Below are 14,910 nucleotides of genomic sequence, written 5' to 3' on the forward strand. Positions count from 1 at the left end.
TCGCTCCTTTCTCACGGTGGCGTCGAACGGCCTCGCTGAGATCCAGATCGATCAGTGCATCGCCGCACAGCACCACAAAAGTGTCGTCGAAAAATCTCTGGAAATCCTGAATTTTTTTAAGGCCACCAGCCGAACCGAGGGCGTCACCAATCAACTCTCCTTCTTCGATTCTCCCCTCAAAGCTGTAAGCGATTTCAACACCGAAGCGTTGTCCATCTCGGAAGTAGTTCTCGATCTCTTCGGCGAGGTGAGACACATTGACCATCACTTCCTTGAACCCATGCTCTTTGAGCAGTTCAAGCAGGAATTCCATCACCGGCTTTTGCAGGATCGGAATCATGGGTTTGGGGATCACGTGGGTGATCGGCTGAACCCTCGTTCCTCTTCCCGCGGCCAGGATCATCGCCTTCATCGGCGTTACAGGCTTTTGATTAGAAAGGCCACCATAAATGGGGGGTTAAGCGGCCATCGCCGCTTTGGCCGGCGGAACAGCTGGCACGTCAAGGCTGGTCAGGGGTAGTTGCGCTATCTGTCCGGGTTCCAGCACGCGTCTGAGTTGAATCGGTCCATGCAGAACGCCGAACTGTTCAAGCTCAACCTGACCCTGTGACGAGAGGAACAGAAGAGCCCAAAACACACCCACGCGATCCTTGTCGAGATCCGGGGCAGCGGCATCACTCCAGTGCTCTACGAGGGTTTCGAAGTTGACCCACTGGAGAGCTTGTTCCCAATTTTTCAGGTACAGGCCGAGTGCTGCGGTTGTCTCTGGCAACTTCTCACGATGGGCCAGTGCCGCGACCTGGGCAATCGCCTCACGATTGGAGTAACGCTTTTGCCGCTGTCGACGACGCATGTCCAGCTCATCCGATTCAATCTGCTCAGCGATTGACTCCAGCTGTTCAATCAGTTCACCGAGGGTGACCGCTCGCCGCAAAGGCGGTGGCGCCACTGGCCGCCGCTTCAGGTGCTTCTCAGGTCTTCGCGGCAGGTCGAAGCTTGGATCCAGCCAGCCCTGATCTGCGCAATCGGCTTCAAAAGCCTCTTCAAACACCGGTGCAGGTGGGAAGGTCTGGGCTTCCAACACTTCCGCCTTGAGACTCACCAAGACCGACGCAGCCAGGAAGGCTTCGCTGCTGTCGGCCAGATCGCGTTCGTAGCTGCCCCCTCGACTGGCCATGGCTTCTGCCATGCGTCTAGGAACATCGATTCTCTGTTTCAGCTGGTCGAGAAATCCGTCGACCACGGCAATGACATCCACGTCCCATGGGTCCAAGTCACCGCGTTGAGCGGCGTCCTGAAGCAGACGAATGGCAAGTCTGGCGCCGGCATCAGCACTCTGATTCAGCCCGGCGTCTGTCACTACCAGTTACCAACTTCAGGAAAAGTACCCAGCCTTGAAGGGGTAGGCCAGTGCCCGATGCTCTTTAGTTCTGAGATTCTTCAGAGCCGGGGTCTTGCGTGCTTGCCGAAGGAAGAAGCCCCAGCTGAGTCTCGACCGTGGCTCGGTAGCGGTTCAGATCTGTCTCAAGTTCATGAATTCGTATCTTCTGGGCATCAAACTCACTGGCTTGGCTGAACTTCTCAACGTTGTTCAGCATGCCGCTCCAGGTGGCGAACAACCAGGCTGCTGCAGCTCCGAAGCCAGAGGCAATCAGCAGCAGAGCGGCAAGAGGCAGCGAGTACTGAATGCCTGGCAGAACATGCACTGTGGTGGAGGTGGTGTTCTCCAGAGTGAAAAACACGGTGCTCAGTCCGAAGATGAAAATCAAACTGAAATTGATCTGGCGCATCGACCGAATTGGTTCATTCACCCAAAAGGTATGGGAACACAATTGATTGATTAACGGACGAATCGGAACAGATGAAGATCGTTACGTTGCGCCAGGCGAGGGAAGTTTGGGTGCTTGAAGCAGAGCGGGGGCCAGGCTTGGATTTCTGATCAGAGGTGCGGTTGGACGGGTGATGGCTTCCATGGCCGCGACATTGCGATCCACGAGTGCCTCGATGGCTGTGCGGTAGCTGTCGGTCATCAGGCGTGGGTAGAGCCCGATGCCAATGATGGGCACGAGCAAACAGCCGATGATGTAAACCTCGCGAGGTTCGGCATCCACCAGATTGGTATTGGAGGCCAACTGCACGTTTTCCTTGCCGAAGAAGATCTCCCTCAGCATCGACAGCAGGTAGATCGGGGTGAGGATCACACCAACGGCAGCGAGCCCGTCGATCACAATGCGGAAGGAGAGGGTATAAGCCTCATCGGTGGCGAATCCGGTGAACACCATGAGTTCGCTGACAAAACCACTCATGCCCGGAAGAGCCAAAGAGGCCAGGGAGCAGACGGTCCAGAGGGCAAACATGATGCGCATTTTTTGCCCGACACCGCCCATCTCATCCAGTTGCAGGGTGTGGGTGCGGTCATAAGTGGCGCCAACTAGGAAAAACAGACTGGCGCCGATCAGTCCGTGGCTAATCATCTGGAGCATGGCTCCGCTGGTTCCGAGGGCACTGAAACTGCCGATGCCGATCAACACAAATCCCATGTGACTGATCGAGCTGTAGGCGATCTTGCGTTTGAGGTTGCGCTGGGCGAAGGACGTGAGAGCCGCGTAAATGATGTTCACAACCCCAAGCACCACGAGCAGCGGTGCGAACTGTGCATGGGCTTCCGGCAGTATTTCGGCGTTGAATCGCATCAGCGCATAGCCCCCCATTTTCAGAAGGATTCCCGCCAGCAGCATGTGCACAGGTGCTGTGGCTTCACCATGGGCATCTGGAAGCCAGGTGTGCAAAGGCACAATCGGAAGTTTGACGCCGAACGCGATCAACAGTCCTGCGTAGCAAAGAAGCTGAAAATTTGTACTGAATCCTTTCTGGGCCAGCACGGAATATTCAAAGCTGGGAGCGCCTCCGCCCATGAACCCCATTGCGAGGGCAGCCAAAAGGATGAACAGAGAGCTTCCTGCCGTGTAGAGGATGAATTTGGTCGCCGCGTATTGACGTTTCTTTCCTCCCCAGATCGCCAGCAACAGATACACCGGCAGCAGTTCAAGTTCCCAAGCCAGAAAGAAAAGCAGCATGTCCTGGACAGCGAAGACAGCGATCTGCCCGCCGTCCATGGCCAGCATCAGAAAAAAGAACAGCTTCGGTTTGAAAGTCACCGGCCACGCAGCCAGTACAGCCAGGGCTGTGATGAAGCTGGTCAGAAGGATGAGGGGCATGGACAAGCCATCGGCCCCGACGGCCCAGGTCAGACCAAGATTCGGAAGCCAACTCACCCGCTCCGAGAGCTGCAATCCACTGAAGCTGGGGTCGTAGCCGGTGAGGTAGGCAGCGACCGTGATCAGAAAAGTAGTCAGGGCGATACCCAGGGCGAACCAACGCACCTGACGCCCGTCACCCTGATCAGGGATGAAGGGAACCATCAGCGAACCAACGATCGGGAAAAGAATCGAGAGGCTCAGCCAGGGGAACTGGGCGGGGATGATGCCCGCAGCGATATCAGCTGCCGGGTCAAACGGGGCACTGACGGCAAAGTCCAGCAAGAATCAGCACATTCACCACTGTTCGGAGTGTAGAAATGCTCAGTGATCTGGCATCCCGTCGATAGGCGTTGACACACACAACGCCGAATCCTCATCCTGGAATCAGGCGATCGGACCTCCGAGGACACCGAATAAGACCACCAGGGCGATCACACCTCCGAACACGATCAGGGCATAGAACTGCGCCCGCCCCGTTTCGAAATACTTGAGGCCTTCGCCACTGCCCAGCGTCAGGAGGCCTGTGAGGTTCACGACGCCGTCGACGACCTTGGCATCCACTTCGAGAACTTCACGGGCAATTTTTCGGCTGCCACGCACAAAAAGCTTTTCATTGATGGCATCGAGGTACCACTTGTTGGCGAGGAAGGCATTCACGCTGGGGAAGCGGGCCGCTACTAGCTGTCCCAGATCGATCCGTTGCAGCGCATAGGCCAAAACAGCCACTGTGATTCCAGCTGCCGAGATGGCGACAGAGGCGCCGGCAAGGGGCAGGAATTCGCCCCAGCTGAAATGTTCGGCCATCTCGACGGCTTCCTCCGGGTTGAGCAAGGCCGCAAACCGGCTGTTCCAGGGAGTCCCCAGCAAGCCGATCAGGATGGAGGGGACGGCCAGCACGATGAGCGGCGCGGTCATCGACCAAGGTGACTCGTGCAGAGACCCCCCATGGTGGGTGTGTTCAGCATCCACGGATTTGCCTGCAGCTTCCATAAGCCGTGCCTGCAGGGCTTCATCGTTTCCGCGGAACTGCCCTTCGAACGTGAGGAAGTAAAGGCGGAACATGTAGAAGGCCGTCATGCCTGCGGTGAGGAAGCCCACAACCCAGAGCACAGGGAAGGTCTGAAACGCTTGACCAAGGATTTCGTCTTTGCTCCAGAAACCCGCCAAGGGGGGAATTCCGCTGATGGCGACACAGCCGATCAGGAAGGTGATGGCCGTGATGGGCATTTTCTTGCGTAGACCTCCCATCAGGCGCATGTCCTGCGCCAGGACTGGTTCGTGCCCCACAACATCCTCCATGGCGTGGATCACCGATCCTGAGCCCAGGAAGAGCATGGCCTTAAAGAATGCGTGGGTGACCAGGTGGAACATCCCGGCCACCGGTGCACCGCAACCCATGGCCAGCATCATGTAGCCCAGCTGGGAGACAGTGCTGTAGGCCAGGCCTTTTTTCAGATCCATCTGCGTCAGGGCGATCGAGGCACCTAGGAAACAGGTCAGCGCTCCGATCACAGCGATGAACACTCCGACACTGGGGAACTGGCTGTAGAGCGGTTCCAGTCGGGCCACCAAGAACACACCGGCAGCCACCATCGTGGCGGCATGAATCAGGGCTGAGATTGGCGTGGGGCCTTCCATGGCGTCGGGCAACCACACGTGCAGAGGGAACTGGGCTGATTTCGCCATCGGTCCCATGAAGACCAACAGACAGAGGGCCAGAGCGGCCCAGCCGGGAACCACCCCGCTGCTGACCGCCGCCGATAGTCCATCAGCAATGCCTTGGAAGCCGAAGCTACCCGTCGCCCAAAACAGGCCAAGGATGCCCAGTAGAAGTCCGAAGTCGCCCACTCGATTCACGACAAAGGCTTTCTGCGCAGCGTGAGCCGCGCCATCACGGTCGTACCAGAAACCGACCAATAAGTAAGAGGACATGCCCACAAGCTCCCAGAACACGTAAATCTCAAGGAGGTTGGGACTGACCACCAAGCCCAGCATCGAGCTGCTGAAGATCGCCAGGTAGGTGAAAAAGCGCACATAGCTTTTGTCGTGCGCCATGTAGCCATGGGAGTAAATCATCACCAGCAAAGCCACGGTGGTGACCAGTGCCAGCATCACAGCGGCGAGTGGATCAACCACGTAGCCCATCGGCAGGCTGAAATCACCCGCACTCGCCCACACAAAAAGGTGTTCAACGGGCGGAGCCCCTCCCAACTGTTCGAAGAGGACCGCGTAGCTGATCACTGCCGCAGCACCAATGCAGCTGATCAGCAGCAGTGCAACCGGTTTGCGTAGGCGGTTGATGGTGCGGTTGAAGCTGATCAGGCCTAGACCAGTGATCAATGCCCCAATCAAGGGCAGCACCGGAATCAACCAGGCGGAGTCTGCAGCCGAGGGCATCCGGATAAGGAAGGTTGTCTCGAGTGTAAGCAGCTCAGTTCAGCAGTTCTCCGAGACGGGACTGCAGGAAGGCCATTCCTCCGGCCGGGATGAACCGATGGGCCCACCAGAACACTCCTACGGCAATGGCGATCCCCAACTGGGCTGGTCTGAACAGTTCTTGCCAGACCAGCTGCTGGCGGCCATCGAGAACAGCCGCGAATGGAAGCACTGAGGTCTCAGAGCGCAGGGTCTCGAATGCGTCTCCGAACCGAGCCCTCTGGCGACGGTCGCCGTGCCATATCGCAAACAGATGGTGCCCGATCAGTCCGGCACAGGTCACCAACATGAAGCTGCTCCCGATCCAGAGGGCGTGGCTGAGGCACCAGAGAATCTGTCCAACAGCCTGAGGGTGTCGACTGATGCGGATGATTCCGGTTGCGTAGAGACGCACCTGGGGTTTGAGTACCGCGGGAATTTCCAGCAGGTTGTACGTGGCTGGATACAAAAACAGGAAGCTGATGGCCGTGATGCTCCATACCGCGGGCACCATTCCAGGTACCCCCTGGAGATTCCACAGACGGATCCCGTCGTATCGATGGGCGAGAAAGTAGCCGATCACGACAACCGCCGAGGGAATACTGAGGGCGGCAAAGATCAAACGCCAGGCCCGGGCACCGATCCTGACTTCCGCCCGACTGCGCAGAGCAGCTCCGCCACTGTGAATCAGGGCGAAACCCAGAAGCAGTAGAACCATCACAAGGCTGCTGTGGTGGAGATCGCCGGTTACTTCAGCCAACGAGATGCAGCGGGAGCGTTGATTCTGGAGGCTGGGGGGGAGATCCACTTACAGTTTTTACCTTCCTGCTGCCTCAAGGCAGCTCTCCATGGCCGATCTGCCCTTCACTCTCGATCAGCTGCGCATCCTGCGAGCCATCGTCAGCGAGGGAAGCTTCAAGAAGGCTGCTGACAGCCTTTACGTGACCCAGCCGGCTGTGAGCCTCCAGATCCAGAATCTCGAGAAACAGCTAGAGGTTTCGCTGTTTGACCGCGGTGGACGCAAGGCACAGCTCACCGAAGCGGGCCATCTTCTCCTCAGTTACTGCGATCGAATCCTCAGCCAATGCCATGAGGCTTGCCGAGCGCTTGATGACCTGCATGACCTCAAAGGCGGCTCGCTGCTCGTGGGCGCCAGCCAGACGACGGGCACGTATCTGATGCCGCGGATGATCGGACTGTTCCGTCAAAAATTCCCAGATGTTTCCGTGCAGCTGCACGTGCACAGCACTCGGCGTACCGGATGGAGCGTTGCCAATGGTCAGATCGATCTGGCGATCATTGGCGGGGAGCTCCCCGCTGAACTGAATGAGCTGTTGCAGGTGGTGCCCTACGCCAGTGATGAGCTGGCGCTGGTTTTGCCCGTCAAGCATCCCCTGGCGCGCTTGGTGGAGCTCAGCAAGGATGATCTCTACCGTCTCGGATTCGTGAGCTTGGACGCGCAGTCCACGACGCGCAAGATGGTGGATCAGCTCTTGGCGCGATCCGGTCTTGACGTGCAGCGTCTACGCATCGAGATGGAGTTGAATTCCTTCGAGGCCATCAAAAATGCCGTTCAGGCCGGTCTTGGAGCAGCTTTTTTGCCTGTGGTGTCGATCGAGCGGGAGCTCACAGCGAACACTCTGCATCGCCCCATGGTGGTGGATCTGCAGGTGCGCCGACAGCTGAAGCTGATCACGAATCCATCGCGTTACTGCTCTCGCGCAGCAGAGGCGTTTCGCAGGGATGTGTTGCCGGTGTTTGCCAGTGCCGACAGCCCCCTGCGACAAGCCAGAGGTGGGTCTTCCCCTCTTGAACCTGCGGAAGACCCTTTTGAAACGAGAAATCAGAACTGATCAGCTTCAGGTGTAATTCCCACAGTGTCGTCAGCGACACCACGCGTCAGAAACTTGTTCTGGCTGATGTCGGTTTGATAGACACAGCGCACTACCGGTTTGTCGCGAACAGACCCGATGTACGCAAATGTATTCATCCGCTGCTTGCACTCACGCTCCTGGGAGGAGGTGATGGCACCTTCCTTTCTCAGGACAGCCCAGTTCTCGCGACGGATCACGCAACCAGGCTGAAGCGTGGGTTGGGTCACGAAGCTGCTGGAGGGATTGAGCGTGGTGTACATCTCGATGTCCATCACGAATGCGCTCGCTCCCCACTGTCGGCAGAACTCAGGATCCGGCACGGCCATGTCGAGCTGCTGAGAACTGGCAATGTTGCCCTGGTCTCCCTGGGTGGTGCTGGTCACAGCACTTCCGATGCCAATCCCAATCACGAGAACACCGGCCAGGATGGCCACAGTGGCACTGTTCAGGCGCATGCCCCCATTGGCCGATGGGCCAGGTGGAGGGCCTCCATAGCCTCGGCCACTGCGTCGCTCATCCATGCGGGGATCCCCAGTGCGACGGCGGTCGTCGGAGCGTCGGTCAACGCCGGCACGGGGACGGTCGTAGGGGGATCGGCTCACAGCAGTTCAGGGGTCCTTGGCAGGCCCATGGAGTAGTTCAACACCCTGCAGTCAGGGTTGTACTTGAGAGTTCCAGCTTGGAGGAGCTCTCTGATGCATCCCTCCAGTTCGGTGCCGATGCGCCGCAGGTTGTAGTCATTCAGGGCCTGACCCGCATGGCTGTCGACCAGTTCGCGAAAGCGGGTCTGAATGATCTCCACGGAGCTATCGCTCCAAAGAAATTCGTTGTCAGGGTCCAGATCCATAGTGAGTTGAGTCGAATCGGGGACGAGATCTCCGTTCTCAACCCGAGCTGTGAACAGACGGACGTGGCGCGTGGTGCTCTTGAGCAGGGTCTCGGCCATAGGGCAAACATTGCGGAATGGGCACCGCAGAGGCGCACTGATCTTGACTTTAAGAAGCGGAGCAGGAACCTCTCCTTTTAAGGTTGGTTTCAACTTGTGATCTCAAGCATGCGCGTCGCTATCGCGGGAGCCGGTCTGGCAGGTCTGTCCTGTGCCAAATATCTCGCCGATGCAGGTCACACCCCAATTGTTGTGGAAGCCAGGGACGTTCTGGGTGGAAAGGTTGCTGCCTGGAAGGATGAAGACGGTGACTGGTACGAAACGGGTCTGCACATCTTTTTTGGCGCCTACCCGAACATGCTCCAGCTGTTCAAGGAGCTTGATATCGAGGACAGGCTCCAGTGGAAAAGTCATTCGATGATCTTCAACCAGCCAGAAGAGCCTGGTACCTACAGCCGTTTTGATTTCCCTGATCTTCCGGCTCCGATCAACGGTGTCGCCGCAATTCTTGGCAACAACGACATGCTCACCTGGCCGGAAAAGATCAGTTTCGGCCTTGGCCTGGTCCCGGCGATGCTGAGGGGGCAGGGGTACGTCGAGGAATGCGATCAGTATTCATGGACGGAATGGCTGAACATCCACAACATCCCTGAGCGTGTGAACGATGAGGTGTTCATCGCCATGAGCAAGGCATTGAACTTCATCGACCCGGATGAGATTTCGGCCACGGTGGTGCTCACAGCCCTGAATCGCTTCCTTCAGGAGAAAAACGGTTCGCAGATGGCCTTTTTAGATGGTGCGCCACCGGAGCGGCTCTGTGAGCCGATGGTTGACCACATCCGCTCCTTGGGTGGGGAGGTTCACCTTGATAGCCCGCTGCGGGAAATCAAATTGAACGATGACGGCTCTGTGGCGGCCTTTCATATCGGCGGTGTGAAAGGCAAGGAGAATTTTGACCTCACGGCTGATGCCTATGTGAGCGCCTTGCCTGTGGACCCTTTCAAGTTGCTCTTGCCCGAGGCCTGGCAGCAGCTCGACGTTTTTCAAAAACTTGATGGGCTGCGAGGTGTACCAGTGATCAATCTGCACCTCTGGTTCGATCGCAAACTTACTGATATCGATCATCTCTTATTCAGTCGCTCTCCACTGCTCAGCGTTTATGCCGATATGAGCATCACCTGCAAGGAGTATGAAGACCCTGATCGTTCCATGCTTGAGCTGGTTTTTGCTCCCGCGAAGGATTGGATTGGTCGCAGCGATGAGGACATTATTGAGGCGACGATGGGTGAGCTGCATAAGTTGTTCCCTACCCATTTCAGCGGAGATAACCCTGCCCAACTGCGTAAGTACAAGGTCGTCAAGACCCCTCTCTCGGTTTACAAGACCACTCCTGGCTGCCAAAAGCTCAGACCGGATCAAACCACACCGATCAAGAATTTTTTCTTGGCCGGCGATTACACGATGCAGCGTTACCTGGCTTCGATGGAGGGTGCTGTGTTGAGCGGCAAACTCTGTGCCGGTGCAGTTGATCGAAAGACGGATCAGCTGTCATCATCAACCCCTGTCAGCGAGCCGGTCTCGGCCTGAGTCATGCGCCTTTCCACCCCGGATCTCGACGCAGCTTTTGAGGCCTGCCGTCGAGAGACCGCTGAGTGGGCAAAAACCTTCTACCTGGGAACACTTCTTCTTCCCGCTGAGAAGCGTCGAGCCATTTGGGCAATTTACGTTTGGTGTCGCCGCACAGATGAACTGATGGATAGCGAAGAGGCGCAATCCCGTTCAGTTCAGGAGCTTTCTGATCGCCTGGATCAGTGGGAACACAAAACGCGAGCACTTTTTCGTGGTGAGGTTCGCGATGATCTTGATGCTGTCATGGTTGACACGCTCGAGCGATTTCCGCAGGGAATTCAGCCTTATCTCGACATGATCGAGGGGCAAAGAATGGATTTAACGTGGACTCGATATCCGTGTTTCGAAGATCTCAAGCTGTATTGCTACAGAGTGGCCGGCACTGTGGGATTAATGACACAGGGTGTTATGGGAGTTGATGATGCCTATACCTCAGCGCCCTGGAGCGATCGACCGGATACTTCTGATGCGGCCATAGCACTTGGTATTGCTAATCAACTCACAAATATTCTTCGAGACATTGGTGAAGATCGTGGGAGAGGGAGAATTTATTTGCCCCAGGAAGATCTTGATTATTTTGGTTACAGTGAGGATGATCTTCTTGCCGGCAAGCTTAATCAATCATGGAAAGACCTTATGGCCTTTCAGCTGCAAAGGGCTCGTGATTGGTTTGATCGCTCCGAGGCGGGAGTGCGTTGGCTTTCGAGAGATGCGCGATGGCCGGTTTGGACGTCTCTCCGTTTATACAGAGGCATTCTCGATGTTATTGAACGCCAAGAATATGACGTTTTTAATGCACGGGCTTATGTTGGTAAATTCGATAAGTTTCTTGATTTACCCCGCTCATTTGTTCTCGCTCAATCGCGTTGAAGATTAAAAAACCGACCTCACTGAGATCGGTTTCAAATGAATTTGAATTGTGCTTGATTAAGCTCTTGGGGTTTAAACCGCTGTTTTTTGGTTTCCCAGCAAATCTTTTAGCTTCGCGAGCTCTCCTGCCCAGCGGGGGTCAGGGCCATCTTCGCTTTTGGCATCGCTATGGACAACTTTATTGACCGCTTTGCGAGCAGAGCCTGGGGCATGGCCTCCACCCTGCTGCCCTGAACGGCGTCCACCCCCAGCATTGCTGTTGTTATCACGACGCTCTGAACGCTCAACACGAAGGACGTTGCCATTGAAGTCCTTTCCGTTGAACTGTTCGATCACAGCATCGGCGACCTTTTCGTCGTCGATGTTGGCGAAACCAAATCCACGACAGGCTCCAGTTTCTCTGTCAAGTACAGCCTTAAAGCGAATCCCCTCCCCAACGCTGGTGAGCTGAGCTTCAAGCTCCTTGCTTTCGAAATTTTGCGGCAGATTGCCGATGTAAAGACGCACGCTCATGAAACGGGGGAGAAAAACGGAAAACTGCGTGTCAGGGCCGATCGTTGTCGTCGCTGCAATGGCAGTTAATCACAGCGCCCGTTCGATTGGCTTGCCGAAGAAGGCCGGTGGAGCCATCGGCGGGCCTCGTCGAGGGCCTGTTGTTGAGAAACGACCCGACCATAAGCGTGAGCGATGGTCAGGTGCTTAATCAAGGCGCCAAGCCTTGGGCCAGGCTTGAGTGAGAGCTCTGCCTGAAGGCTGTCTCCATCCACTGGTGAACAGGGGTGAAAGAGGGGATCTTCGGGATCCCTCCAGCGCTGCATCCATTGGTTTCTGCGTTGTTCCGGCCAGTGCAGAAGCAAGGCGGGAAGATCAGCCTCCAGCTCTTGATGCAGCCGCACCATTTCCACTTCGCTAGGGGGGTTGTCGTGATCAGCACCAAGGCGTTTTTGCCAGTAACGCAGCCTCATGCAACGTTGAATCTGCCGACGGCTGAAGCGAAGCGATTTCAACCCTTGATCGCTGAGAAGGCCAGTCAGCCTCGCTAAAGGCATCGCGAGGTTGTGCTCTTCCTCGGTCATCCATGGCGCATCCGTCACCGTCATGTCTGTTGTGGTGTCCGAATGCTGAGCCTCCTCTGCTCTCCAGGGCTGGAGAAGGCTCAGAGAGTTCATCAACGCAATCGCTTGGTCGGCGGCTGGAGCTGAGACGAGTCGCAGCAATTCGGCCTGAATCCGTTCCGGTGCCGACTGAGACAGCAATTGACTGTTGGCTTTCATCATGGCCAGTGTGTCTGCATCGATGCGCATCTCCAGTTCGGCCATCAACCGAAGTGCGCGCAGCAGGCGCAAGGGGTCGTCGCGGAGATTGCTCTCCCGGATTGCGGAGATCAGTCCGTTCTGAAGATCCTTGAGGCCCCCTGTTGGATCGAACAGTTGTTGGGGTTCCGACAGGCTCAGCGCAATGGCGTTGAGTTTGAAATCACGTCGGAAGAGATCCTCTCTTAAATCATTTCCCTCGATCCTGGCGAAGTCGATCGTCCAGCCGTTCAGCACCAACCGAGCCATGTCGCGCTGTTCATCCAGCACCACACACACACCACCGTGGTCTCTAGCGAGGCCTTGAACGATGCCAAGCACCGCACCGGGAATCACCAGGTCAAGATCAGGGCATGGGGGCAATCGGTTCAGTAATCCGTCGCGGACTGCTCCACCAACGAGGATGGCCCCATCAGGCAGTTGAGCGGGCTGAACAGGCCATCGTTCTGGCTTCAGTCGGCTCCAGAGCAAATCCGGCAGCCGGTCTGGACCCACCGTCAGAATGGTGTTCGCACTAAAACCATTGGGCATGTGCATCTGTGTGGACTGCCGCTGGGTCGATCGTTGTCAGGCCTATCACGCGGTTGAGCGTCAGCATGGTGCCGCGCATCTCTGCGAAGCCCCTCAGATGAAGCCTGTTGAACCAAGGATTCACATCAGTGTGCATGACCTCCCCCATGGACAGGTCGGCGTTGAATGGGATGTGCGTACCTGTGCAAGCTTCACCCTTGACCAAGGGCGATGGGCGCGGCTGCGCCCTGGTGAAGAGGTGCCCCAATGAATGACTGGCTGCTGGCGCTGCACAGTTCGACGGAAACCGTAGGCATCGCGTTGGTTTCTGCGCAGGCACCCCTCAGTGAGGCGAGGGTTCTCTGCCGTACGATGGGGCGTGCTCTGACGAACGCGCTTCCTTCTCTTCTTGAGGAGGTTTTGCCGACGTCTGAATGGTCAGGGATCCGTCGCCTTGCTGTGGCCACAGGTCCCGGGGGTTTCACAGGAACCCGGCTGACGGTCGTGCTGGCTCGCACGCTGGCCCAGCAGCTTCAATGTCCTCTCGATGGCTTGAGTAGCTTTGCGTTGATGGCTCCACGCCTGCAGCTTGAGCTTCCCGCTGAGCAGCGGGGTGAACCCTTCTCCATCGTTCAGGTTCTGCCTCGGCGGGGTCGGGTTGCAGGCCGCTATCAGGTGCGTGATGGCTGGAATCGAGACAATGCAACCTGCGCTGAGATGGACCTCAGGGAATTGAAGGTTCCGGTGCTGCTTCAAGCGGCCGAGCAGCCGGCACCTGAGGTGACGATGGCTGTTGATGTGGCTTGTGATGTTCTGCAGTTGCTGCGCTGCTGCCAGGATCGCCATTCACGCCATGCGTCCGGTCCCTGGGACCCCGTGCTGCCGATTTACCCCACCTCCCCGGTGGGATCGGTGTGATGGGCTTTGGCATCCGCCCTTTCCTTTTAATTTCATCACTGGTTGCTGGAGCCGCTTTTGCGACGCCTCTTCGGCCTTTCGCTGTGGCGGCACTCACCCGACAGGATCCGCAAAAGATTCTTGTGCTGGGTGGTGATGCCGACCGAGAACGCATCGGTTTACGCCTGGCCCGTCAACTGGAGCTGCCGTTGGTCGTCAGTGGTGGAACCAATCCTGAGTATGCCCAGTGGTTGATGGAGCATGAGGGACTTGGGCAGAATGAGGTTCGACTTGATTACCGGGCGCAGGACACCCTCGGCAATTTCACCTCACTGGTGGATGAGCTCCAGGGAGAGGAGATTGAGCACGTGCTGTTGGTGACCAGTGAGGATCATCTGCCCCGGGCCTTGATGGTTGGTGGGATCGTTGCCGGCAGTCGTGGGATCCGGTTGACGGGCGTGCCAGTGAGTTGTGCCGAACGGTGCCGCAAGGAAAGCCTGGGAAAGCGTTGGGGTGATGGCCTCCGCGCTCTCGCCTGGGTTGTCACCGGGCGTGATCTGAAGCCCTGGGCACGCAGGCAATGGCCCGAATTGTTCCCTCAGCCCTGATCGAGCAGGGCGTTGATTCTTTGCTGGAGTTCGATGGTGGCGGCCTCCAGGTCGGGTTTGCGGCGGCTTATGGGTGCAGGGATCGGCTCACCGATGCGCAGCTGGACTGGCACCAACCTGGGCCAACTTTGCCCAGTGCCAAGGGCTCGATGACTGTTGAGGATGGCGACAGGCAGAAGCGGTGCTCCTGAACGAGCGGACAGGAGGGCCGCTCCCGGCATGGGTTGATTGACGCGGCCGTCTGGCTGGCGCGTTCCATCCAGGAACACGCCAATTGCCCATCCTTCCTGAAGACGGGCTGTGGCGGTGCGGATTGCTTCTCGGTCACTGGCGCCACGTTTCACCGGGTAGGCCCCGCAGGCCCGGATCAGGGGACCCAGCAGGGGAATACGGAACAGTTCCGCCTTCGCCATGAAGGCCACAGGACGCCCCAGGGCATGTCCCAACAAGGGTGGATCGAGATGGGAACCATGGTTGGCCACCACCACAAGAGGACCCTGCATAGGGACTCGCTCATTCCCGCAGGTACTTCCTCGGAACAGCAGCCGGAACAGCGGAAACACCAGTATTCCGCTAACGAGCCTGTAGGTGAGACTCGGTCGTGGCGTCAAGATCAGTGGTCCTGACGGTTGATTCTCGGAGTCAGGA

General features: G+C 57.3%; 17 protein-coding genes. 6 read left to right on the forward strand and 11 right to left on the reverse strand.

The features are described from left to right. From WH7805_RS10220 to WH7805_RS10245, 6 genes are all read right to left on the reverse strand, one after another. The coding region (locus WH7805_RS10220) for a nucleotidyltransferase family protein (protein WP_006043006.1) at positions 1-412 on the reverse strand (412 nt) is incomplete at its 3' end. A 45-nt stretch (positions 413-457) separates the two neighbouring features. Beyond that, positions 458-1,360 (reverse strand): segregation/condensation protein A, encoded by a 903-nt coding sequence (locus WH7805_RS10225; protein WP_006043007.1) that lies wholly within the window; start codon positions 1,358-1,360, stop codon positions 458-460. Between the two features lie 64 nt (positions 1,361-1,424). Further along, entirely contained in the window at positions 1,425-1,790 is a 366-nt protein-coding gene (locus WH7805_RS10230) for a lipopolysaccharide assembly protein LapA domain-containing protein (RefSeq protein WP_006043008.1), read from the reverse strand. A gap of 81 nt (positions 1,791-1,871) precedes the next feature. Continuing rightward, a complete protein-coding gene (locus WH7805_RS10235) occupies positions 1,872-3,542 on the reverse strand; it encodes an NAD(P)H-quinone oxidoreductase subunit 4 (protein ID WP_006043009.1) in 1,671 nt (556 codons plus the stop codon). Between the two features lie 102 nt (positions 3,543-3,644). After that, complete coding sequence (locus tag WH7805_RS10240; protein ID WP_006043010.1) at positions 3,645-5,657, reverse strand: NAD(P)H-quinone oxidoreductase subunit 5; 2,013 nt, start codon at positions 5,655-5,657, stop codon at positions 3,645-3,647. A 34-nt stretch (positions 5,658-5,691) separates the two neighbouring features. After that, complete coding sequence (locus WH7805_RS10245; RefSeq protein ID WP_038005382.1) at positions 5,692-6,393, reverse strand: NnrU family protein; 702 nt, start codon at positions 6,391-6,393, stop codon at positions 5,692-5,694. Between the two features lie 130 nt (positions 6,394-6,523). Between WH7805_RS10245 and WH7805_RS10250 the strand changes: the two genes are divergently transcribed. Continuing rightward, positions 6,524-7,528 carry a LysR family transcriptional regulator gene (locus WH7805_RS10250; protein ID WP_006043012.1) on the forward strand — a complete coding sequence of 335 codons (1,005 nt, stop codon included), beginning with the start codon at positions 6,524-6,526 and terminating at the stop codon, positions 7,526-7,528. Here WH7805_RS10250 and WH7805_RS10255 read toward each other — a convergent pair. Next, a complete protein-coding gene (locus WH7805_RS10255) occupies positions 7,519-8,151 on the reverse strand; it encodes a DUF3172 domain-containing protein (protein WP_006043013.1) in 633 nt (210 codons plus the stop codon). The two genes, WH7805_RS10250 and WH7805_RS10255, sit on opposite strands and share 10 nt — an antisense overlap. Beyond that, the gene (locus WH7805_RS10260) at positions 8,148-8,495 is read right to left on the reverse strand and encodes an NAD(P)H-quinone oxidoreductase subunit M (protein ID WP_006043014.1); all 348 of its coding nucleotides are present in this window, start codon (positions 8,493-8,495) and stop codon (positions 8,148-8,150) included. Before WH7805_RS10260 ends, WH7805_RS10255 begins: the two co-directional genes overlap by 4 nt. 108 nt (positions 8,496-8,603) lie before the next feature. On the opposite strand from WH7805_RS10260, the gene pds reads away from it, so the two are divergent. Beyond that, positions 8,604-10,022, forward strand: coding sequence for a 15-cis-phytoene desaturase (pds, locus tag WH7805_RS10265; protein WP_006043015.1), 1,419 nt, complete (start codon positions 8,604-8,606; stop codon positions 10,020-10,022). A 3-nt stretch (positions 10,023-10,025) separates the two neighbouring features. Beyond that, complete coding sequence (locus tag WH7805_RS10270; RefSeq protein ID WP_006043016.1) at positions 10,026-10,934, forward strand: phytoene synthase; 909 nt, start codon at positions 10,026-10,028, stop codon at positions 10,932-10,934. Positions 10,935-11,006: 72 nt separating this feature from the next. On the opposite strand, the gene WH7805_RS10275 is transcribed toward WH7805_RS10270, so the two are convergent. Both WH7805_RS10275 and WH7805_RS10280 read right to left on the reverse strand, forming a co-directional pair. Next, complete coding sequence (locus WH7805_RS10275; protein ID WP_006043017.1) at positions 11,007-11,447, reverse strand: RNA-binding protein; 441 nt, start codon at positions 11,445-11,447, stop codon at positions 11,007-11,009. Positions 11,448-11,512: 65 nt separating this feature from the next. Next, the gene (locus WH7805_RS10280) at positions 11,513-12,778 is read right to left on the reverse strand and encodes a CCA tRNA nucleotidyltransferase (protein ID WP_006043018.1); all 1,266 of its coding nucleotides are present in this window, start codon (positions 12,776-12,778) and stop codon (positions 11,513-11,515) included. Here WH7805_RS10280 and WH7805_RS10285 point away from each other — a divergent pair. Genes WH7805_RS10285 through WH7805_RS10295 form a run of 3 tightly spaced genes read left to right on the forward strand, consistent with a single transcriptional unit; the run spans position 12,777 to position 14,262 of the window. Then, positions 12,777-13,028 carry a Ycf34 family protein gene (locus tag WH7805_RS10285; protein WP_006043019.1) on the forward strand — a complete coding sequence of 84 codons (252 nt, stop codon included), beginning with the start codon at positions 12,777-12,779 and terminating at the stop codon, positions 13,026-13,028. The two genes, WH7805_RS10280 and WH7805_RS10285, sit on opposite strands and share 2 nt — an antisense overlap. Beyond that, positions 13,025-13,675: a tRNA (adenosine(37)-N6)-threonylcarbamoyltransferase complex dimerization subunit type 1 TsaB gene (gene tsaB / locus WH7805_RS10290; protein WP_006043020.1), complete on the forward strand. Its 651-nt coding sequence runs from the start codon at positions 13,025-13,027 to the stop codon at positions 13,673-13,675. Before WH7805_RS10285 ends, tsaB begins: the two co-directional genes overlap by 4 nt. Continuing rightward, a complete protein-coding gene (locus WH7805_RS10295; protein ID WP_006043021.1) occupies positions 13,675-14,262 on the forward strand; it encodes a YdcF family protein in 588 nt (195 codons plus the stop codon). The genes tsaB and WH7805_RS10295 overlap by 1 nt, the downstream gene beginning before the upstream one ends. On the opposite strand, the gene WH7805_RS10300 is transcribed toward WH7805_RS10295, so the two are convergent. Next, on the reverse strand, positions 14,253-14,879 hold the full coding sequence (locus WH7805_RS10300; protein ID WP_038005385.1) for a 1-acyl-sn-glycerol-3-phosphate acyltransferase: 627 nt from the start codon (positions 14,877-14,879) through the stop codon (positions 14,253-14,255). The two genes, WH7805_RS10295 and WH7805_RS10300, sit on opposite strands and share 10 nt — an antisense overlap. Positions 14,880-14,910: the final 31 nt, after the last annotated feature.

The organism is Synechococcus sp. WH 7805 (assembly GCF_000153285.1).
In the GTDB taxonomy this organism is placed as follows: Bacteria; Cyanobacteriota; Cyanobacteriia; order PCC-6307; family Cyanobiaceae; genus Synechococcus_C.